This is a genomic window from Burkholderia sp. HMSC10F09, assembly GCF_001806955.1.
Lineage (GTDB): Bacteria > Pseudomonadota > Gammaproteobacteria > Burkholderiales > Burkholderiaceae > Burkholderia > Burkholderia multivorans.
The window spans coordinates 1-19,836 of the sequence record NZ_KV786622.1 but is presented as its reverse complement, the minus strand read 5'-3'; the positions used below and the strand labels follow the sequence as shown (position 1 = coordinate 19,836).

17 protein-coding genes and 1 tRNA gene are annotated in these 19,836 nt (G+C 69.0%); 8 read left to right on the top strand and 10 right to left on the bottom strand.

What is annotated here, in order from left to right; translation table 11 throughout:
* The 4 genes from HMPREF3115_RS08055 to hutH all read right to left on the bottom strand — a co-directional run.
* A partial coding sequence (locus tag HMPREF3115_RS08055; RefSeq protein ID WP_141751654.1) for a HutD family protein occupies positions 1–173 on the bottom strand: 173 nt, incomplete at its 3' end.
* Between the two features lie 2 nt (positions 174–175).
* On the bottom strand, positions 176–1,864 hold the full coding sequence (gene hutU / locus HMPREF3115_RS08050) for a urocanate hydratase (protein WP_006402003.1): 1,689 nt from the start codon (positions 1,862–1,864) through the stop codon (positions 176–178).
* A gap of 38 nt (positions 1,865–1,902) precedes the next feature.
* Positions 1,903–2,598 (bottom strand): histidine utilization repressor, encoded by a 696-nt coding sequence (gene hutC, locus HMPREF3115_RS08045; protein ID WP_006407961.1) that lies wholly within the window; start codon positions 2,596–2,598, stop codon positions 1,903–1,905.
* 4 nt (positions 2,599–2,602) lie between these two features.
* Entirely contained in the window at positions 2,603–4,123 is a 1,521-nt protein-coding gene (gene hutH / locus HMPREF3115_RS08040) for a histidine ammonia-lyase (protein ID WP_006407960.1), read from the bottom strand.
* Between the two features lie 214 nt (positions 4,124–4,337).
* Here hutH and HMPREF3115_RS08035 point away from each other — a divergent pair, with 214 nt between their 5' ends.
* Positions 4,338–5,243: a glutamate/aspartate ABC transporter substrate-binding protein gene (locus HMPREF3115_RS08035; protein WP_006407959.1), complete on the top strand. Its 906-nt coding sequence runs from the start codon at positions 4,338–4,340 to the stop codon at positions 5,241–5,243.
* A 13-nt stretch (positions 5,244–5,256) separates the two neighbouring features.
* Here HMPREF3115_RS08035 and HMPREF3115_RS08030 read toward each other — a convergent pair whose 3' ends face one another.
* Both HMPREF3115_RS08030 and HMPREF3115_RS08025 read right to left on the bottom strand, forming a co-directional pair.
* Complete coding sequence (locus tag HMPREF3115_RS08030) at positions 5,257–6,012, bottom strand: 4'-phosphopantetheinyl transferase family protein (protein ID WP_070554030.1); 756 nt, start codon at positions 6,010–6,012, stop codon at positions 5,257–5,259.
* Between the two features lie 119 nt (positions 6,013–6,131).
* Positions 6,132–7,181: an alpha/beta hydrolase family protein gene (locus HMPREF3115_RS08025; RefSeq protein WP_053297035.1), complete on the bottom strand. Its 1,050-nt coding sequence runs from the start codon at positions 7,179–7,181 to the stop codon at positions 6,132–6,134.
* A 139-nt stretch (positions 7,182–7,320) separates the two neighbouring features.
* On the opposite strand from HMPREF3115_RS08025, the gene HMPREF3115_RS08020 reads away from it, so the two are divergent.
* From HMPREF3115_RS08020 to HMPREF3115_RS32275, 3 genes are all read left to right on the top strand, one after another.
* Positions 7,321–8,262, top strand: coding sequence for a LysR substrate-binding domain-containing protein (locus HMPREF3115_RS08020; RefSeq protein ID WP_065494625.1), 942 nt, complete (start codon positions 7,321–7,323; stop codon positions 8,260–8,262).
* 200 nt (positions 8,263–8,462) lie between these two features.
* Entirely contained in the window at positions 8,463–9,695 is a 1,233-nt protein-coding gene (locus HMPREF3115_RS08015; RefSeq protein WP_035947754.1) for an MFS transporter, read from the top strand.
* The gene (locus HMPREF3115_RS32275) at positions 9,686–9,808 is read left to right on the top strand and encodes a hypothetical protein (protein ID WP_256276107.1); all 123 of its coding nucleotides are present in this window, start codon (positions 9,686–9,688) and stop codon (positions 9,806–9,808) included. Before HMPREF3115_RS08015 ends, HMPREF3115_RS32275 begins: the two co-directional genes overlap by 10 nt.
* A gap of 228 nt (positions 9,809–10,036) precedes the next feature.
* Here HMPREF3115_RS32275 and HMPREF3115_RS08010 read toward each other — a convergent pair whose 3' ends face one another.
* On the bottom strand, positions 10,037–11,017 hold the full coding sequence (locus HMPREF3115_RS08010) for a hypothetical protein (RefSeq protein ID WP_059937795.1): 981 nt from the start codon (positions 11,015–11,017) through the stop codon (positions 10,037–10,039).
* Between the two features lie 538 nt (positions 11,018–11,555).
* On the opposite strand from HMPREF3115_RS08010, the gene HMPREF3115_RS08005 reads away from it, so the two are divergent.
* Positions 11,556–12,923: an MFS transporter gene (locus tag HMPREF3115_RS08005; RefSeq protein ID WP_006411251.1), complete on the top strand. Its 1,368-nt coding sequence runs from the start codon at positions 11,556–11,558 to the stop codon at positions 12,921–12,923.
* Complete coding sequence (locus HMPREF3115_RS08000; RefSeq protein ID WP_070554029.1) at positions 12,910–13,956, top strand: lactonase family protein; 1,047 nt, start codon at positions 12,910–12,912, stop codon at positions 13,954–13,956. The genes HMPREF3115_RS08005 and HMPREF3115_RS08000 overlap by 14 nt, the downstream gene beginning before the upstream one ends.
* 61 nt (positions 13,957–14,017) lie before the next feature.
* Here the strand turns inward: HMPREF3115_RS08000 and HMPREF3115_RS07995 are convergent, their stop codons facing one another.
* Positions 14,018–14,638 carry an HAD family hydrolase gene (locus tag HMPREF3115_RS07995; RefSeq protein WP_006407948.1) on the bottom strand — a complete coding sequence of 207 codons (621 nt, stop codon included), beginning with the start codon at positions 14,636–14,638 and terminating at the stop codon, positions 14,018–14,020.
* Between the two features lie 263 nt (positions 14,639–14,901).
* Between HMPREF3115_RS07995 and HMPREF3115_RS07990 the strand changes: the two genes are divergently transcribed.
* Both HMPREF3115_RS07990 and HMPREF3115_RS07985 read left to right on the top strand, forming a co-directional pair.
* Entirely contained in the window at positions 14,902–17,115 is a 2,214-nt protein-coding gene (locus HMPREF3115_RS07990; RefSeq protein WP_070554027.1) for a TonB-dependent receptor, read from the top strand.
* Positions 17,116–17,194: 79 nt separating this feature from the next.
* Positions 17,195–17,285 (top strand) — tRNA-Ser (locus tag HMPREF3115_RS07985).
* A 65-nt stretch (positions 17,286–17,350) separates the two neighbouring features.
* On the opposite strand, the gene HMPREF3115_RS07980 is transcribed toward HMPREF3115_RS07985, so the two are convergent.
* Both HMPREF3115_RS07980 and HMPREF3115_RS07975 read right to left on the bottom strand, forming a co-directional pair.
* Entirely contained in the window at positions 17,351–19,366 is a 2,016-nt protein-coding gene (locus HMPREF3115_RS07980; protein WP_006411246.1) for a sodium:solute symporter family protein, read from the bottom strand.
* A gap of 3 nt (positions 19,367–19,369) precedes the next feature.
* Positions 19,370–19,705: a DUF4212 domain-containing protein gene (locus HMPREF3115_RS07975; RefSeq protein WP_070554025.1), complete on the bottom strand. Its 336-nt coding sequence runs from the start codon at positions 19,703–19,705 to the stop codon at positions 19,370–19,372.
* Positions 19,706–19,836: the final 131 nt, after the last annotated feature.

Sequence of the window (19,836 nt, the reverse complement as noted above, 5' to 3'; positions counted from 1 at the left end):
CGCGGCGCGGCGGCGCCCGGCGCGTCGGCGCCCGGCGCGTCGGCATGGCCTGCTTCGGGGAATCCGGCGGCGATCTCGCGCGTCACGCCCCCGCCGTTCTTCCACGGCGACGCAACGAGATCCGCCGCGCGGATCAGCGCGGCGGCCATCGGCGCGCGGTCGTGCGCCGTCATGCTCAGCGACCGAGCATCGGCAGCTTCAGGCCGACTTCGCGGGCCGTCTGCTGCGCGAGTTCGTAGCCGGCGTCCGCGTGGCGCATCACGCCCGTCGCCGGGTCGTTCAGCAGCACGCGGCCGAGACGCTCGTGCGCGTCAGCCGTGCCGTCGGCGACGATCACGACGCCCGAGTGCTGCGAGAAGCCCATCCCGACGCCGCCGCCGTGATGCAGCGACACCCACGACGCGCCGCCCGCGGTGTTCAGCAGCGCGTTGAGCAGCGGCCAGTCGCTGACGGCGTCCGAGCCGTCCTTCATCGATTCCGTCTCGCGGTTCGGGCTCGCGACCGAGCCGGTGTCGAGGTGATCGCGGCCGATCACGATCGGCGCCTTCAGCTCGCCGTTCTTCACCATCTCGTTGAACGCCTGGCCGAGGCGGTAGCGATCCTTCACGCCGACCCAGCAAATGCGTGCCGGCAGACCCTGGAACGCGATGCGCTCGCGCGCCATGTCGAGCCAGTTGTGCAGGTGCGGATCGTCGGGGATCAGCTCCTTCACCTTCTGGTCGGTCTTGTAGATGTCTTCCGGATCGCCCGACAGCGCGACCCAGCGGAACGGCCCCTTGCCTTCGCAGAAGAGCGGACGGATATAGGCCGGTACGAAGCCCGGGAAGTCGAACGCATTCTCGACGCCCATCTCGAGCGCCATCTGGCGAATGTTGTTGCCGTAGTCGAGCGTCGCGGCGCCGCGTTGCTGCAGCGTCAGCATCGCGCGCACCTGCACGGCCATCGACTGCTTCGCGACCTTCACGATGCTCTGCGGATCGACCTTCTGCGCCTCGCGCCATTGCGCGACGGTCCAGCCCTGCGGCAGGTAGCCGTTGATCGGATCGTGCGCGCTCGTCTGGTCGGTCACGCAGTCCGGCGTGATCCCGCGCTCGACGAGTTCGGTGAACACGTCGGCCGCATTGCCGAGCAGGCCGACCGACACCGGCTTGCCGGTCCGCTTCGCTTCCTCGATCATGCCGAGCGCTTCGTCGAGCGTCGTCGCCTTCTTGTCGACGTAGCGCGTCTTCAGGCGGAAGTCGATGCGCGTCTCGTCGCATTCGACGGCGATCATCGAGAAGCCGGCCATCGTCGCGGCGAGCGGCTGCGCGCCGCCCATCCCGCCGAGGCCGCCCGTCAGGATCCAGCGGCCCGACGGATCGCCGTTGAAGTGCTGGTTCGCGACCGAGAAGAACGTCTCGTACGTGCCCTGCACGATGCCCTGGCTGCCGATGTAGATCCAGCTGCCGGCCGTCATCTGGCCGTACATCATCAGGCCCTTGCGATCGAGCTCGTTGAAGTGATCCCAGTTCGCCCAGTGCGGGACGAGGTTCGAGTTCGCGAGCAGCACGCGCGGCGCGTCCTTGTGCGTGCGGAACACACCGACCGGCTTGCCCGACTGGATCAGCAGCGTTTCGTTTTCCTCGAGATCCTTCAGCGACGCGAGGATCTGGTCGTAGCATTCCCAGTTGCGCGCCGCGCGGCCGATGCCGCCGTATACGACGAGCGCATGCGGATGCTCGGCGACTTCCGGGTCGAGGTTGTTCTGGATCATCCGGTACGCCGCTTCGGCGAGCCAGGTCTTGCAGGTCTTCTCGCTGCCGCGCGGCGCGCGGATCGTACGCGTCGGATCGAGACGGGGATCGATGTGTTTCGGATGGTTCATGACGACTGCTCCCGAAGGAAAGGAAATATCAATAGGAATCAGAAATGCCCGGTGAAGCGATAACGGCTGCCGGGATGCCACAAATTCGCCACCGAGGCGACGACGCCCTGCGACCAGGTGCGCCGATGTAAAACCAGACACGGCTCGACGTCGTCCATCCGAAGCTGCTCGCGCCGCTCGGGCGCGGGCACCGCCGCTTCGATCCGGTACTCGACGCGCTGCAGCGGCGCCGCGCGCATCAGGTACTGGTTCGGCGTCGTGTTCGTGAAGTCCTGCGCCGCGTAATCCGGCGCGACCGCCGGGTTCACCCAGCGCTCTTCGAGCTGCACCGGTTCGTCGTTCTCGAAGTGCAGCACCTGCGAATGAAACAGCTTGGCGCGCACGGCCACCTGCATCTCGTCGGCGAGCGCGTCGTCCGCGCGGATCGTCTCGAGGCCGAGCACGCGCGCGTGATACGCATGCCCGCGCGCGTCGACCTCCTCGGAGATGCTGCGGATCGCGACCAGCGTCGACTCGTACTTCGGCCGCGCGACGTAGGTGCCGGCGCCCTTCATCCGCGTGAGCACCTGCTCGTCCGTCAACTCGCGCAGCGCGCGGTTGACGGTCATGCGCGCGACCTTGAACTCGCGGGCCAGTTCGTTCTCGGACGGCACCTGATCGCCCTCCGCCCATTCGCCGGCGTGGATGCGGGCCAGGATGAAATCCTTGATCTCCTGGTAGACCGGCGCGCTCATCGGCTTACTGCTCCGATGCGAAGGCGAACGGGCAGTGCTTCGCGAACGCGCGCTCGCCGACGAGCTTCGCGATCACGGCGATGTCCGGCGCGAAGTAGTGGTCGAGCTCGTAATGCGCGACCTTGCTGCGAATCGTCTTCATCACTTCCGCGAGCTTCGGGCTCGTCTCGTTCTCGCGCAGATCGACGCCCTGCGCGGCCGCGAGCAGTTCGATCGCGAGGATGTGCTTCGTGTTGTCGGCGATGTCGGCCAGCTTGCGTGCCGCGAACGTCGCCATCGACACGTGGTCTTCCTGGTTCGCGGACGTCGGCAGCGAATCGACGGACGCCGGATGCGCGAGCGTCTTGTTCTCCGATGCGAGCGCGGCAGCCGTCACGTGCGCGATCATGAAGCCCGAGTTCACGCCGCCATCCTTCACGAGGAACGGCGGCAGGCCCGACAGCGTCGCGTCGATCAGCAGCGCGATGCGGCGCTCGGCCAGCGCGCCGATTTCCGCGGCCGCGAGCGCGAGGTTGTCGGCCGCGAACGCGACAGGCTCCGCATGGAAGTTGCCGCCCGACAGCACTTCGCCGGTATCCGGGAAGATCAGCGGGTTGTCCGATACCGCGTTCGCCTCGACGAGCAGCACGTCGGCCGCATGACGCATCTGGTCCAGGCACGCGCCCATCACCTGCGGCTGGCAGCGCAGGCTGTACGGATCCTGCACCTTGCCGCAGTCGCGATGCGACAGGTTGATCGCCGAGCCTTCGAGCAGCTCGCGATACGCGGCCGCCGCATCGATCTGGCCGCGATGGCCGCGCAGTTCGTGGATGCGCGCGTCGAACGGCTTCACCGAGCCGGCCGCCGCATCGACCGACAGCGCGCCGGCGACGAGCGCCGTGCGGTACAGGTCTTCGATCGCGAACAGGTTGTCGAGCGCAAGCGCCGTCGACGCCTGCGTGCCGTTCAGCAGCGCGAGGCCTTCCTTCGCCTGCAGCGTCAGCGGCGCGAGGCCCGCGACGCGCAGCCCGTCGAGCGCGCTCGCGCGCTCGCCGCGAATGAACACTTCGCCGACGCCGAGCAGCACCGCCGACATGTGCGCGAGCGGCGCGAGGTCGCCCGATGCGCCGACCGAGCCCTTCACCGGAATCAGCGGCAGCACGTCGGCGTTGAACAGCTTGATCAGCGCGTCCATCACTTCGCGGCGAATGCCCGAATGGCCGCGGCCGAGGCTCGACAGCTTCAGCGCGATCAGCAGACGCACCGACGAACGCGCCATCGGCTCGCCGACACCGACTGCATGCGACAGCACGAGGTTCTTCTGCAGCAGTTCGAGCTGATCGTGCGGGATATGCGTGCTGGCCAGACGACCGAAGCCCGTGTTGATCCCGTAGGCCGGCTCGCCCTTCGCGGCGATGTCGGACACGGCCTTCGCGCCCGCGTCGATCTTCGCGAAGCTGGCCGGATCCAGCGTCAGCTGCACGGGCTCGCGCGCGATCTGGCGCAGTTGCGGGAGGGTCAGGTGGCCGGGGGTAAGCGTGATCATGTGTGCAATCCTGTCTAGACAAGTTCGGGATGGATTGCAGTGTAGCGACCGTGACTTGTCTAGACAACCCGTTTTCGCCGATTTCGACTCAGGAGTTTCCCTGATGTCCGGCGCGGGCCGCCGGCTCGGCCCGCAGCAGCACGGGTTTAACATATGTTGCAGTTATTTTGTTTTTGGCAACATACGAATCACCATTCGCCTACAGAGACCCGCCATGAACTTCCCGTCCCGGCTCACCGCCCTGCTCGTCACCGCCGGCGCGCTCGCCGCCGGCACCGCGCACGCCGCCGAACCGCTCTCCGGCACGCTCGAGAAGATCCGGCAGAACAACCTGATCTCGATCGGCCATCGCGAAACCTCGGTGCCGTTCTCGTACGTCGACGCGAATGGCAAGGTGATCGGCTTCTCGCAGGATCTGTGCGACCGCGTGATCGCGGCCGTGAAGGCGCGCACCGGCAAGCCCGACCTGCAGGTGCGCTTCATCCCGGTCACGTCGCAGAACCGCATTCCGCTCGTGCAGAACGGCACCGTCGATCTCGAATGCGGCGTGACGACCAATCTCGCCGCGCGTCATGCACAGGTCGCGTTCTCGACGACCTTCTTCGTCGCGACGACGCGTCTGCTCACGCGCACCCAGTCGGGCATCCGAGACTTTCCCGATCTCGCCGGCAAGACGGTCGTCACGAACCAGGGCACGACGTCCGAACGCCTGCTGCGCAAGATGAACGAGGAAAAGAAGATGAACATGCAGATCATCAGCGCGAAGGACTATGGCGAAGGACGCCTCACGCTCGAATCGGGCCGCGCGGTCGCATACATGATGGACGACGTGCTGCTCGCGGGCGTGCGCCAGCTTGCGGCGAAGCCGGCCGACTGGCAGATCGTCGGCACGCCGCAGTCGTCGGAAGCCTACGGGTTCATGCTGCGCAAGGACGATCCGCAGTTCAAGGCGCTCGTCGACGGCGTGCTCGTCCAGCTGATGAAGCGCGGCGAGATCGACGCGCTGTACGACAAGTGGTTCATGAAGCCGGTGCCGCCGAAGGGGCTGTCGTTCGACTTCCCGATGAGCGACGTGATCAAGGCGCGCTACGCGGCGCCGAACGACCTGGCGCTCGAATGAGCGCCGGCCCCGCTCACGCGCGCGTCCACGCGACGCACGCCGCGTAGTCGGGCGCTGCGTCGAGCCAGGCGGCGTCGAACGCGGCCACGCCGGCGGCCGGCGCAGCCGGATCGACGATCGTGGTTGCGGGCGTCGCCGCGTCGCGCGGCGGCACGACCGCGAACGCGCTCAGGCCGCCGACGATGCCCGTGCCCAGCGCCTTCAGCAGCGCCTCCTTCGCCGACCACACGCGCATGAACGCGGACGCGCGCGCATCGTCCGGCAGGCTGTCGAGATACGCGGTCTCGGCCGGCGCGCACACTTCGCCGGCGAGTGCGCGCCAGTCCGTCGGACGGTGGCAGCACTCGATGTCGACGCCGACGCGGCCCGCCGGCGCCCAGGCGATCAGCGCGTGCTCGCCCGCATGCGACACGTTGAAATCGAGCGGCACGCGATGCGCGGGATCGAGCGACGGGCGCCCCGCCTCGTCGACGACGATCGCGATTGCGTGCGGTGCAACGTGCAGCGCCGCGCCGAGCACGTCGCGCAGCGCGGCCCGCGTCGCGGCGCTGCGCACGGCATCCGCGTGCCGTAGATAGCGCGCGGCCCGCGCGCGCTCCGCCTCGCTCAGCGCCGCATACGCGCGTGCGGTGAGCGGCACCTCCCAGTCGAAATCGACGCGCACGACCTGCACGCCGGCCCGCGCGGCGGCAGGCGGCACGTCGAGCGCGCGCATGCGGTATGCGGACGGCGAATCGGCCGGGGAAACGAAATCGGGCGGCATGGACATCGGCGGGCGGTGAAACAAAACGTCCGATGGTAATCGATCGGCCGACCGCGGCGGCCGGGGCGATCGGCGCACGGCGTCCGCCATACGAGCACAGCGCGCCGCCGCCACGCGGCGCGTTGTCAGCCGTGGGCGACGGCGCCCGGCACGCGGCCACCACGCTGCGACGCATCGCGCGTCGCGGGATGATGCGCATATGCCTGCCCCGGCGCATCGTCCGGCAACGCCCCGTGCTGCAGCCACGACAGCGCCAGCGGCCACAGTGTCTCGGCGAAGCGGCTGTGGAAGAACGCGAAGTGCCCGATTGCGTCGACACCGATCGCGCGCGGCGCGATCCGCCAGTGCGTGACGTCGCTACCGGTGTAGTACGCGACGAGCCGCTCGATCGCGTCGACGGTGCCGAACGGATCGTCGTCGAGGCCGATCGCGAGCATCGGTGCGGACAGCGCCGCGAAGCGCGCGGGCAACGCAGCACGGCTCGCCGCAGTTTCGGCGAGCAGGCCGCGCGTGTAGGCGTCTTCGAAACGCGGCCGCGAACGCGCCCACGAGAGCGCGACGCCGCGCGGCGTGTCCTCCATCCAGCCGAGCCGCTTCGCGGGCACGTAGCCGAACGCGGCGGCGAGCACGGGCATCGCGACGTGCCACTTCCACCACATCCGCCGCCGCTCGGCCGGCAGGTAGTCGCGCCAGTACGCGAACTGCGCGCCGACCGTCACCGCGTGCCGCACATGCGCATTCGATGCGGCGAGCCCGAGCGCGACGCCGCCGATGCTGTGCGCGACGACATCGAGCGGCTGCCCGGGGAACGCGTCGCGCGCGTATCGCAACGCCGCGTCGCAATCGAGCCGCCCCCAGTCGAGCCAGTTCGCCTGCAGCGATGCGAGCCGCGCGGGCCGCGAGCCGCCGATGCCGCGATAGTCGTAGACGAGCACGTCGCGCCCGTGCGCGAACAGCCAGGCCGCGAACCGGAAGTAGTAGTCGCAGCGCACCGACGTCGCGCAATTGATCACCGTCACGGGCCGCACGGCGCCCGCCCCGCCGCGATGCCGCCACACGTGCGCGCGCAGCGCGTAGCCGTCCTCCGCGTGCAGCGTCACGGATTCGGGCGGCAGCGCCGCGCCGCTGCTGCGCTCGCCGCGCGCCGCGCCGCCACCTTGGTTCGAAATCGTCATGCCGTCTCCTGTCGCGTGCGCATCGGTCGCCGATATGCTGCGCGCGGTCGCCGATGCGCGCCGCGTCGCCCGTCCATTGAACTTGACGGGCGCCGCGTTCTCAACCAATCTTGCTGCTCCGTTCGCATGAGCCCCACGCATGTCAACGCCGCTCGTTCGCCTTCCGTCGCTCGATCTGGTGCGCGGCTTCGTCGCCGTCGGCCGCCGGATGAGCATCACGCTCGCCGCCCAGGATCTGTGCGTCACGCAGTCGGCCGTGAGCCGGCAGATCCATGCGCTCGAAGCGCATCTCGGCGTCGCGCTGCTGCGGCGCGGCTACCGGACGATCGCCTTCACGCCCGAGGGCGAGCGGCTGTTCCGCGCGGCCGATGCGGCGCTGCATAGCCTGCAGGACACCGTCGCGTCGCTCGCCGTCGCGCGCGAGCGTCAGCCGGTCACGATCACCGCGAGCATCGGCGTCACCGCGCTGTGGCTGCTGCCGCGGCTCGGCGGCCTCCAAGCGCGGTTTCCGGACGTCGATCTGCGCGTCGCCGCGAACGACAAGGTACTCGATTTGCGCGCCGAAGGCATCGATCTCGCGATCCGCTACTGCCCGCGCGATCGCGCGCCGGCCGGCGCGCTGCGGCTGTTCGACGAGATCGTGCTGCCGGTCGCACACCCGGCGCTCGCCGCGCGTCCGCTCGTCGATGCCGCCGCGCTCGCCGAGCACGTGCTGCTCGAATTCGACGGGCCGCCGCAAGCGCAGCTGCAATGGCAAGCGCACCTGCACGCGGCCGGGCTCGGCGATGCGCGGCCGAAGGGCGTGCTGCGCTTCAACCAGTACGACCAGGTGATTCAGGCGGCGATCGCGGGCCAGGGCGTCGCGCTCGGGCGCCTCGCGCTGGTCGCGCCGATGCTGTCGGACGGCCGGCTCGCGGTGCTCGGCCCGCGCATCCGCGCGCGGCCCGATACATACGGCTACTGGCTCTACCAGCACGATCCGGCGCCGCGCCGCGAAGTCGCCGACGTGCGCGACTGGATGCTCGCCGAAGCGGCCGAGTGCGACGGCGCGATACGCGCGCACGATGCGGCACGCGACTGAGGCGGCCGTGTCCGGCGCACGAGACTTCGGCGAAACGGACTGCACCGCACGACACCCACCGCGACGCCGGCGCACCGCCGCTCGCATTCCCGCCACGCATGCGAACCTGACCGAATGATCGCTTGAGCGGCGATCGCGCCGATCGTCTAATCGGAAGCGGCGCGGCGCTTTTCGTCGCGCACCTTCATCCGGAGACACACATGAGCCCGATCGAGCAAGACGCCCGACGCCGCTGGCTGCCCGTACTCGCCGGCGGCCTGATCATGGGCGCCGCGCTGGGTATCCGCCATGTGCAGGGCCTGTTTCTTACGCCGGTGACGCTCGACCACGGCTGGTCGCGCGAAGCGTTCGGCCTCGCGCTCGCGCTGCAGAACCTGATCTGGGGCATCGCGCAGCCGTTCACCGGGATGGTGGCCGACCGCTTCGGCTCGGTGCGCGTGATCGTCGTCGGCATGCTGCTGTACGCGCTCGGGCTCGTGACGATGGCACTGGCGGGCTCCGCCGCGCTGTTCACTGTCGGCGCGGGGCTCGTGATCGGCATCGCGCTGTCGGGCTCCGCGTTCGCGTCCGTCTACGGCGCGCTGAGCCGGCTTTGCGCGCCCGAGCGGCGCAGCTGGGCGCTTGGCGTCGCCGGCGCGATCGGCGGCCTCGGCCAGTTCTGCATGGTGCCCGTCGCGCAGACGCTGATCGGCGGAATCGGCTGGCAGCATGCGTTCGTCGCGCTCGCGCTGGTCGCGCTGCTGCTCGCGCCGCTCGCGGTGCTGCTGCGCGACCGCCCCGCACAGGCCGCGAACGCGCAGGCCGACGCCGAACAGTCGATCGGCGAGGCGGTACGCGAGGCGTTCTCGCATCGCGGCTTCTGGCTGCTGAACGCGGGCTTTTTCGCGTGCGGGTTTCAGCTTGCGTTCATCGCGACGCATCTGCCCGCGTATCTGCTCGACCACGGGCTGCCGTCGCGGCATGCGAGCGTCGCGCTCGCGCTGATCGCGTTGACCAACGTGGCCGGCACCTATGCGTGCGGGCACCTCGGCGGCCTGCTGCGTCGCAAATACGTGCTGTCGGTGCTGTATCTCGTGCGCGCATTCGCGATGGCGGCGTTCGTCGCCGTGCCGCTGTCGCCGGCGAGCGTGTACGTGTTCGCGGCCGTGATGGGCCTCACGTGGCTCGGCACGGTGCCGCTGACGAACGGCGTGATCTCGCAGGTGTTCGGCGTGCGCTACATCGCGACGCTGTTCGGCTTCGTCTTCTTCGGCCATCAGCTCGGCAGCTTCTTCGGCGTATGGCTCGGCGCAGTGGTTTACGACGCGACGCACTCGTACCTGCCGCTATGGATCGGCTCGATCGCGCTCGGCGTGCTCGCGGCGCTGCTGCATCTGCCGATCGACGATGCGCGGATCGCGCGTCCGCTGGACGGCCGCGCCGCGTGGGCATGATTCGCGCGGCGCTTGCGGCCGGTGCGCTCGCGTTCGTCGCGTGGTGCGGCACCGCGTATTTGCGGCCGGACGTCGCGTTCGCGCTGCTCGAGCACGTCGCGTTCTGCAATTGATCGGCGACGCCGTACAGTCGCATGCTGTGCGGCGAGTGGCGAGTGGCGGGCGGCAAGCGATGAGCGGGGATTGGTTCATCGATGCCGGATTGCTCGCCGGTCGCGACGCGTCGCGCCGGCGATACGGCACGGCACGGCACGGCACGGCACGGCACGGCACGCAGATCGACGTTACATCGATGCGTGCGTTCGCGCATGCAACAGCGCCGGCACCCGCCTACACGGCAATCAGCCTAGCCGGAACGCCGCCTCGAAGCGCGCGACGAACGCGTCGAATTCGCTTTCCGGCAAATGATTGATCCCGCCCGCGCGCTTGCGCCCGCCGCCGGTCGGAAAGCCGCGACAGAATTCGTCCGCGCCCAGCGGCCTGCCGTCGGGCACGCGCACGCTGACGACGAGCCCGCCCTGCGCACGCGGCGACAGCACCGCGAGAGCCGCATGCGGCGCGTCGCGCATCCGCTGGTTCGCGAGCATCCCGGCGACGCGGCGCGCCCACGGCTGATCGGGCATGCGGATCAGCGTCGCACCCGACACCTCGCGCAGCGGCGCGAGCGCGCAGGCGCGCGCCATGTCGTTGAGATAGCCGTCGCGCAGCGCGGCGAACACCGCGGTGTCGCGCACGAACTCGAGCGGATCCGCGCACGGCAGCATCGCATCGGCGAGCGCGGCCGGATCGAAATGCAGATCGCCGATGCAGTCTCCGTACGCGTTGTAGTTCAGATAGCGCCCGAGCTCGGCGAGCGTGTCGCGCTCCGCTGCATCGATCGCGTGCGCCTGCGCGAGCGCGTCGCCGAGCGTCGGCAGCTCGTCGCCGAAGGCCGCGACGATCGCCCAGCGCACATGGCGGCCGCCGAGATAACGGTTCACGAGCACGCTCGTGCAGACGTCGGCCGACGTGTCGATGTGCGCCTCGAAGCGCGGATCGTCCGGCAATTCGCCCGCGAAGTGATGATCGAAATAGCGAACGGTCGCGCCGGCCCGCAGGAGCCGCGCGCAGGCGTCGCGGTTCTGGTCGTGCGAGATGTCGAGCACGGTCACGCGATCGCCGGCGCGCGCGTCGATCCGTTCCAGCAGCCGGATGTCGCGCTTCACGCCCGTCACGAGCGTGCCGCGCACGCCCTCCGCGAGCCGCAGCTGCTGAAGCGCGCAGAGGCCGTCCGCATCGCCGTTGAAGGCGAAGAAATGTCGTTCGTCGTCGTGTTGCTGCACCGTCCGTTGCTCCCTCTCATCCCATGAATTCGCGACTGCGACCGCGGCGCACGACGCGCGGCACGCGTCGTGCCTGCGCAATACGCCGCGCCGCCGGCACGCCGCGCGTCCGTGCGGGACGACGTGCGGGCGCGCGCCCGTATTGTGCCGCGATCGGACACGGGCGCGGGCACGCTTCGACACAGCCCGGCGCAGGTCGCCTTCAATCGGCATGCGCGATACGCGCGCGCGACCAGCCTGCATGCGAGGCCCGCAACGCTTCTTCTCCTGCGCCCTTCCGTCTCACGTCGTCGCGCAGGCCGAGACAACATGCCGCCATATCATCGGTCATCCTACCTCCAGGAAACGCCGGGACGTACAATGCGCCTCATCAACGACAGCGGATCATAGAGGCAAATCCCGGGTAAACCCGTGACGCCATTGCATCGCGCCCCGCGTACCATGTCATACGACGACATACTACGTAAATCGCAAATCGCCATCGGCGCACGCACGGCCAGCCGCTCCGTGCGCCGTCGGCTACCGCCGGAGACACGCCTTGACCTCGCCCGCCCCCGTCCTGCCCGAGCGCGATCCGCTCGCGTCCGCCGTGTCGAAAGTGAAATGGCACGTGCTGCCGCTCGTGCTCGTCATGTTCATCGCGAACTACATCGACCGCGTCAACGTCGGGTTCGTCGACCGCCATCTCGAAGCGTCGATCGGCATCGGTGCGGCCGCCTACGGGCTCGGCGCCGGCCTGTTCTTCGTCGGCTACGCGCTGTTCGAGGTGCCGTCGAACCTGCTGATGCAGCGCTACGGCGCGCGCGTCTGGCTCGCGCGGATCATGGCCACGTGGGGCATCGTCGCGGCCGCGATGGCGTTCGTCTGGAACGACACGTCGTTCTACGTGCTGCGCTTCCTGCTCGGCGCGGCCGAAGCGGGCTTCTTCCCCGGCGTCGTCCTCTATCTGTCGCAATGGCTGCCGCCGCGCGAGCGCGGCAAGGCGATGGCGATCTTCCTCGGCGGCTCCGCGTTCGCGTCGGTGCTGTCCGGCCCCGTGACGGGCGCGCTGCTGTCGATCCGCGGCCTCGGCCTCGAAGGATGGCAGTGGATGTTCATCATCGAAGGCCTGTTCTCGGTCGCGCTCTGCGGTGCGAGCTGGCTGCTGCTGAAGTCGCATATCCGCGATGCGACGTGGCTCGACGCGCAGGAGCGCGCGGCGCTCGAGCAGGCGCTCGACGAAGAACGCGCGCGCCGGGACGTGCGCGCGAACGGGCACGTGCCCGCACTCGCGCTGCTGCGCGATCCCCAGATCGTATTGTTCTGCTTCCTGTACTTCTCGATTCAGCTGACGATCTACGCGGCCACGTTCTGGCTGCCGACGATCATTCGCAAGATGGGCGGCCTCAGCGACTTCCAGGTGGGCCTGTACAACACGATTCCGTGGATGATCGCGATCGGCGCGATGTACGGCTTCGCGGTGCTGTCCGCGAAGTGGCGGCATCCGCAACGCTGGCTCGCCTGCGCACTCGTGCTCGCCGCGTGCGGACTGTTCGCGTCGACGTCGCACGATCCGGTGTGGTCGTTCGCGTCGATCTGTTTCGCGGCGCTCGGCTTCAAGGCCGCGTCGTCGCTCTTCTGGCCGATCCCGCAGGGCTACCTCGACACGCGCGTCGCCGCGGCCGTGATCGCGCTGATCAACTCGATCGGCAACCTCGGCGGCTTCGTCGCGCCGACGGCCTTCGGCTATTTGAAGCAACATACGGGTTCGATCACCGGCGGGCTGTATGCGCTCGCGATCGCCTCGCTCGTCGCCGCGTTCGCCGCGCTGTTCGCGCGCACGCACCGGCGCAGCGATCCGCCGCGCGGCCTGCCTGCCGCCGATACCGTAACTAACGCTTCGATGCTCCGCCATGCCGAACACTGACCTTCCGACCGTCGTCGTGTCGAACGCCCTCGACGGCGACCTTGCCACATTCTCGCTCGCACACGACGGCACGCTCGCGCCGCTCGCGCGCTATCCGGCCGGCGACGCCACGATGCCGATCGCCGTGCAAGCCGACCGTGCGCGGCTGTACGTCGCGACGCGCGGCGAATCGCCGGCGATCGTTGCGTTCCGCGTCGCACCGACCGGCGCGCTCGCACGGCTCGGCACGACCGCGATCGATGCGAGCCTCGCCTATCTGTCGGTCGACCGCAACGGCCGCTGGCTGCTCGGCGCCTCGTACGGCGGCCACACGTTCAGCGTCTACGATGCCGCGCGCGTGCGCGACGGCGACGGCACGCCGCTGCACGTCGCCGGCGGCATTGCGAACGCGCATGCGGTCATCGTCTCGCCCGACAACCGCTTCGCATACGTCAGCTCGCTCGGCTCCGATCGCGTGTTCTGTTTCGCGCTGATCGAGGATGCGGCCGGGCTGCGGGTGTGCGAGCAAGGCGAAGCGCGCGTGCCGGCCGGTTTCGGGCCGCGTCATCTGCGTTTCATGGAGGGCGGCCGCGCGCTCGTCGCAGTCAGCGAATTCCACGGCATGCTCGCGACGTTCGCGCGCGATGCCGACAGCGGCCGGCTCGGCGATGCGCAGGTCAGCGCGCGTCACCCGGCCGTCGCGGGGCTCCCGGCCGGCCATGCACGACCGCCCGCCCCGGCCGAGCCCGCCGTCTGGGCCGCCGATCTGCACCTGACGCCCGACGAGCGCTTCGCGTACGTCAGCGAGCGCACGACGAGCCAGTTGCTCTGCTATCGCCGCAGCGCGGACGGCCGGTTCGAGCCCGCGCATGCGACCGCCACCGAAACGCAGCCGCGCGGCTTCGCGATCGATCCGTCGGGACGCTGGCTCGTCGCGTGCGGCGAACGCTCGGAGCACGTGGCGGTGTACGCCGTGTCGCGCGACGACGGCACGCTGACGCTGCATACGCGCGTGCCCGGCGGGCGCGGCGCGAACTGGATCGCGATCGTCTGATCGCGTACGGCCCGGCGTGCGGCGCGCGCAGCGTCGCGCGCTCGCGGCGTGAGCGGCCGCGTCAGTCGCCGATCGGCGGCATCGGCTGCCGTCCGCGAATCCACGCCCAGGTCGCGAGCTCGGCCATTTCCTTGTCGCCGCGGCTGTCGCCGTAGGCGAACAGCCGTTGCGGCGGCCGCTCGCCCCACCATCCGCGCAGCCGCGCCACCTTCTGCGGCCCCCAGCAGTTTTCGCCGTCGAGGCGTCCGACGAATACGCCGTGCTCGAACGCGAGGCGCGTCGCGAGCACAGCATCGAAGCCCGCCGCCTGCGCCCACTTGTCGAGATACAGCGACGGCGACGCGCTGACGAGCACGAGCCGATGCCCGCGCGCACGATGTTCGCGCACGCGCTCGAGCATCTCGGGGCGCACGAGGCGCGGCAGATACGTATCGACGAACGTGCGCGCCAGCGCGTCGAGCGCGTCTTCGCGGATCGGCCCGAATGCGAACCACGCGAACTTCGCCTTCGCGTCGCCGCGCGACAGCAGCCCGGCCTTCATCGCGACGAGCCACGGCAGCGCGCGCAGCGCCGCCCACACGAAACGCGGCGTGCCGACGGATGCGCGTACGAAATGGCGAAAGCTATCGGACGTCGTGATGGTGCCGTCGAAATCGAACGCGGCGACGATGCGGTCAGTCATGAAATGGCAGTGAGCAGGCAACGAGATGCCGGGGAAGATAGCAGAGTCGCGCGCGGTTGCGCCGATCGGCGACCGCCGCCTCCCACCCGCCATCCCAAATACTGATACGTCTCATTGTCAAATGACAATGATTCTTGTTTACGTTAAACTCCGCGCCGCTTTCTCAAAAACAACGCGTCCGCGATCGTACGGACCGATCTTTCCGCCCGGATTCCGACTTGCCGCCCTGGGACGGATCACCGATCACCTCCGTTTTGCGTTCCATGTCGACACCCTCATTTCCCGTTCGGCGTCTCACGCCGATTGCATTCGGCATCGCGCTCGCGAGTGCCGTCCCCGCGGCTGCGTTCGCGCAGGCCGCCGCTGTCTCCGCCGCGGCGCCCGCTTCCGCGGGTTCGTCCGCCTCGGCGCCATCCGCCGACGGCGCCGTCCTGCCGTCCATCGACGTGACGGGCACCGTCGAACCGCTGCCCGGCGACCTCGCACCGACCTACGCGGGCGGCCAGGTCGCGCGCGGCGCAGATTTCGGCGTGCTCGGCCGCCAGAAAGCGAGCGACGTGCCGTTCAGCATGACGACCTACACGTCGAAGCTGATCGAGGATCAGCAGGCGCGCACGCTCGCCGACGTGCTCGACAACGACCCCGCGGTGCGCAGCGCGGCCGGCTACGGCAACTACGCGCAGGTGTTCGTGATCCGCGGCTTCAAGCTCGACGGCGACGACATCTCGCTGAACGGCCTGTACGGCGTCACGCCGCGGCAGCTCGTCGAGACCGATGCGATCGAGCGCGTCGACGTGTTCAAGGGTGCGAACGCGTTCCTGAACGGCGCATCGCCGAACGGCTCGGCCGTCGGCGGCGGCGTGAACGTGCAGCTCAAGCATGCGGACGACAAGCCGCTCACGCGCATCACCGTCGACGGCTCCGTGTCGGGCTCGATCGGCACGCACGTCGACGTCGGTCGCCGCTTCGGCAGCGACGGTCAGTTCGGCATTCGCGTGAACCAGTCCATCAGCGGCGGCGATACGGCCGTCGACGACGAACGCCGCCGCAACAACGTGACGGCCGTCTCGCTCGACTGGCGCGGCGACAAGCTGCGCGTATCGGGCGACTTCCTGTATCAGCGGCAGCGCATCGACGGCGGGCGGCCGACCGTGCTCGTCGGCGGCAACCAGCTGCCGGCGGTGCCGTCCGCGACGCACAACTACGCGCAGCCGTGGAGCTTCAGCGAGCTCGAGGACACGGTCGGCATCGTGCGCGCCGAATACGATTTCCTGCCCGCGTGGACGGCCTACGTGGCCGCCGGCGCGCGGCACACGAACGAACACGGCGACTACTACACGCCGACCTACACGAGCGCCGGCACGACGGGCTCGCGGCTCAGCGTGCCGTACAAGCAGGATGCGCAGTCCACCGAAGCCGGCGTGCGCGGCCGCTTCGCGACCGGCCCGGTCACGCATTTCGTGACGGCCGGTGCCTCGTTCATCCGGATCGAGAGCCAGTCCGCATACACGATGTCGAGCGCGTTTCCGACCACGCTGGACGATCCCGCGCCCGTCGCCTTTCCCGCGACCGTGTATGCGGGCGGCGACATGGGCGACCCGGGGACGGTCGCGAAGACATGGCTGCGCAGCGTCGCCGTATCGGACACGCTCGGCCTGTTCGGCGATCGCGTACTGTTCACGATCGGCGCGCGGCGCCAATCGATCTCGGTCGACAACTTCGACTACACGGGCACGCTGTCGGCCGCATACAGCGACTCGGTCACGACGCCCGTGTTCGGGCTCGTCGTGAAGCCGTGGCGCAACGTGTCGATCTTCGCGAACCGCAGCGAAGCGCTCGCGCAAGGCGAGACCGCGCCCAGTACCGCGCGCAACGCGGGCCAGTCGCTGGCGCCGTATCGTTCGAAGCAATACGAGGCCGGTATCCGGTACGACGCCGACAAGATCGGCGCGTCGCTTGCGCTGTTCCAGATCGAAAAGCCGATGGCGTACACCGATCCGTCGTCGAACGTGTTCGCCGCGAACGGCACGCAGCGCCACCGCGGCATCGAGACGGCCGTGTACGGCGAGCCGTGGAAGGGCGTGCGGCTGATCGCGGGCGTCACCTACCTCGACGCGACGCTGCAGCACACCGCCGGCGGCGCGAGCGACGGCAACCGGCCGATCGGCGTGCCGTCGTTCCTGCTCAATGCGGGCGCGGAATACGACGTGCCGCTGCTGCGCGGCCTCACGCTGAACGCGCGCTGGATCCATACCGGGCCGCAGTATCTCGACGTCGCGAACACGATGTCGATCCCCGCGTGGGACCGCGTCGATCTCGGCGCGCGCTATGCAACCGAGTTGTTCGGCCGGAAGACGACGTTCCGCGCGACGGTGCGCAATGTCGCGAACCACGCGTACTGGGCCTCGACGATCGGCGGCTATCTGACGCAAGGCAGCCCGCGGTCGGTCTGGCTGTCGATGACGACCGATTTCTGACGCGCTCGGCCGGCCGCCACGCAGGATCGCGCGGGAGTGGCGAACCGCGGCCGGAGTTTGCTATACTCTCGGTCTTCCCGGAGAGATGGATGAGTGGTTTAAGTCGCACGCCTGGAAAGCGTGTATAGGTTAATAGCCTATCGGGGGTTCGAATCCCCCTCTCTCCGCCAGATCCGAAATGCCCGCGCAAGCGGGCATTTCCCTTTCCGGCGTACCGCGCCACCCGCCTCGCGCATCAAGGGTGCCGAATATAGTCGACGAGCGCGCGCGTATAGTCGTCGGGCCGCCGATCGAGCAGGCTCACGACGATCGCCACCGCAAACCCTGCCGGCACGCCGAACACACCCGAACTGATCGGCTCGATCCCGAACCACGTCGGCCCGGCAAAGCCCGTCAGCTGCGTGAAGAACGGATACGTCGACACGATGTAATAGACGCACACCGCCAGCCCCGTCACCATCCCGGCGATCGCGCCGCGCGTCGTCGTACGTTTCCAGAACACACCGAGCACGAGCACCGGAAAAAAGCTCGAGGCCGCGAGCGAAAACGCCGCGCCCACGAGAAACAGGATCTTCCCGGTATTGAGCGACGCGACGTACGACGCGAACAACGCGACGCCGAGCAGCAGCACCTTCGAGATCGTCACACGACGCTGACTCGTCGCGTCGGGCGCGACCATGCAGTAGTAGACGTCGTGCGACAGCGCATTCGCGATCGTCAGCAGCAGTCCGTCCGCGGTCGACAACGCGGCGGCGAGCGCACCGGCCGCAACGAGCCCGGACACGACATACGGCAGCCCCGCGATTTCCGGTGCGGCGAGCACGACCATGTCCGGCTGCATCTGGATCTCCGCCCCATGCACGATGCCGTCGCGGATCTCGTCGATCACGCTGATCAGGTCGGGCTCGAAGTGATGCCACTGCGTAACCCACGCGGGCAATTCCGCGAACGGCCGCCCGACGAGATTCGCGAGGATCTCGTACTTGATCATCACCGCGAGCACCGGCACGCTCAGATAGAACAGCGCGATGAAGAACAGCGTCCAGCCGACCGAGCGCCGCGCCGATGCGACCGACGTCGTCGTGTTGTAGCGCGTCAGGATGTGCGGCAGGCTCGCGGTGCCGAGCGACAGGCACAGCAGCAATGCGAGGAAATTGCGTTCGCGCGGCTTGCGCTCGGCATCGCTTGCGGCCGGAAACGGCTCGTGCATCGGCACCGGCGGTTCGGCGCGCGCGAGCAGTTCGTCGCGCATCTGCGTCCAGACGACGCGCGCTGCCGCCGGGTCGCGGGGAAACTCCGCGAGTTCGCGCTCGCGCAGCGTGATCTCGCGCAGCGGCCCGTTGTGACGCCGCAGGTCGGCGAGCTGATCGGCGAGCTGTCGGCGCGCATCGGCATACGAGCCCGGCAGCCGGTCGAGCTGCGTCTGAATCTGCGCCGCACGCCGCCGGTACGCGTCGCGCACCTGCTGCTCTTCGGCCCCATCGCGCACGCGCGCCTCGTACTCGGCGACGCGCTCCATCAGCTTGCCGTACGTGAACTGCGGCACGGGGCCGAGCCCGTTCTTCATCGCGATCAGCGACACCGGTATCAGGATCGCGCTGATCAGGATGATGTACTGCGCGACCTGCGTCCACGTGACGGCGCGCATGCCGCCGAGAAACGAGCAGACGAGAATCCCCGCGAGCCCGCAGAAGATGCCGATCGCGAAATCGACGCCGATGAAGCGCGTCGCGATCAGCCCGATACCCTGAATCTGCGCGACCAGATAGACGAACGAACAGAGAATCGCCGCGCCGGCCGCAAGCGCGCGCACTGCCGTGCTCGAAAAGCGCGTGCCGAGAAAATCGGGAATCGTATAGCGCGCGAGCTTGCGCACATACGGGGCGAGCAGAAACGCGACGAGACAGAAGCCGCCGGTCCAGCCCATCACGTATGCCAGCGCATCGTAGCCGGTCGCATAGAGCGACCCGGCGAGGCCGATGAACGAGGCGGCCGACAACCAGTCGGCCGCGGTCGCCATCCCGTTGAACGCCGACGGCACGCGCCGCCCCGCCACGTAGTATTCGACGAGATCGGACGTGCGCGACAACAGCCCGATCACCGCATAGACGGCAATCGGCACGAACAGGAACACGTAGCCGATCCAGACGCCGGAGCCGGTCGCGCGCTCGATGCGCCACAGCAGCAGCACGAAGCCGAGAAAGCCGAGCGTGTAGAGCGCGTACGCGCGAATGAGTCGATGCGTGAGCATGAATCAGCGGCCGCCGCGCGGGTCGTCCGCGTAGAGATCGTACGTGCGGCGCAGCGTGCGATCGGCGCGCTGCATCAGCCCGATATAGACGGCGATCAGCACGAGGTAGACGAGAATCGCGCCTTGCGCGCCGACGTAGAACGGCAGGCTGAAGCCGGCAAAACGCAGGTGCGCGAGCGCGGGCGCGAAGAACGGCACGACGAACGATACCGAAAAGCCGATCGCCATCAGCACGACGATCAGCACGACGTTGAAACGCCAATAGCGCGCATGGGCGCGCGCGAGCGGCTCGGGAACGGGCGGTGGCGCGACGGGCGCCGGGCGGGTCGGAACGGTCATGCCGTTGTTTGACAAAAAGCCCCCGCGCAGACAATCCGGACGGCCGCGCAGGGGCTCATGCGCGCGACGCGCGCGACGGGGACGATCAGCGCGCTTCGGTCAGCTGCTCGAGAATCGCCGGATTCTCGAGC

What these genes read in the sequence shown, in the direction of transcription:
- hutU (WP_006402003.1), bottom strand. Translation starts at nt 1,864, where the DNA reads ATGAACCATCCGAAACACATCGATCCCCGTCTCGATCCGACGCGTACG.
- hutC (WP_006407961.1), bottom strand. Translation starts at nt 2,598, where the DNA reads ATGAGCGCGCCGGTCTACCAGGAGATCAAGGATTTCATCCTGGCCCGC.
- hutH (WP_006407960.1), bottom strand. Translation starts at nt 4,123, where the DNA reads ATGATCACGCTTACCCCCGGCCACCTGACCCTCCCGCAACTGCGCCAG.
- HMPREF3115_RS08035 (WP_006407959.1), top strand. Translation starts at nt 4,338, where the DNA reads ATGAACTTCCCGTCCCGGCTCACCGCCCTGCTCGTCACCGCCGGCGCG.
- HMPREF3115_RS08030 (WP_070554030.1), bottom strand. Translation starts at nt 6,012, where the DNA reads ATGTCCATGCCGCCCGATTTCGTTTCCCCGGCCGATTCGCCGTCCGCA.
- HMPREF3115_RS08025 (WP_053297035.1), bottom strand. Translation starts at nt 7,181, where the DNA reads ATGACGATTTCGAACCAAGGTGGCGGCGCGGCGCGCGGCGAGCGCAGC.
- HMPREF3115_RS08020 (WP_065494625.1), top strand. Translation starts at nt 7,321, where the DNA reads ATGTCAACGCCGCTCGTTCGCCTTCCGTCGCTCGATCTGGTGCGCGGC.
- HMPREF3115_RS08015 (WP_035947754.1), top strand. Translation starts at nt 8,463, where the DNA reads ATGAGCCCGATCGAGCAAGACGCCCGACGCCGCTGGCTGCCCGTACTC.
- HMPREF3115_RS08000 (WP_070554029.1), top strand. Translation starts at nt 12,910, where the DNA reads ATGCCGAACACTGACCTTCCGACCGTCGTCGTGTCGAACGCCCTCGAC.
- HMPREF3115_RS07995 (WP_006407948.1), bottom strand. Translation starts at nt 14,638, where the DNA reads ATGACTGACCGCATCGTCGCCGCGTTCGATTTCGACGGCACCATCACG.
- HMPREF3115_RS07990 (WP_070554027.1), top strand. Translation starts at nt 14,902, where the DNA reads ATGTCGACACCCTCATTTCCCGTTCGGCGTCTCACGCCGATTGCATTC.
- HMPREF3115_RS07980 (WP_006411246.1), bottom strand. Translation starts at nt 19,366, where the DNA reads ATGCTCACGCATCGACTCATTCGCGCGTACGCGCTCTACACGCTCGGC.
- HMPREF3115_RS07975 (WP_070554025.1), bottom strand. Translation starts at nt 19,705, where the DNA reads ATGACCGTTCCGACCCGCCCGGCGCCCGTCGCGCCACCGCCCGTTCCC.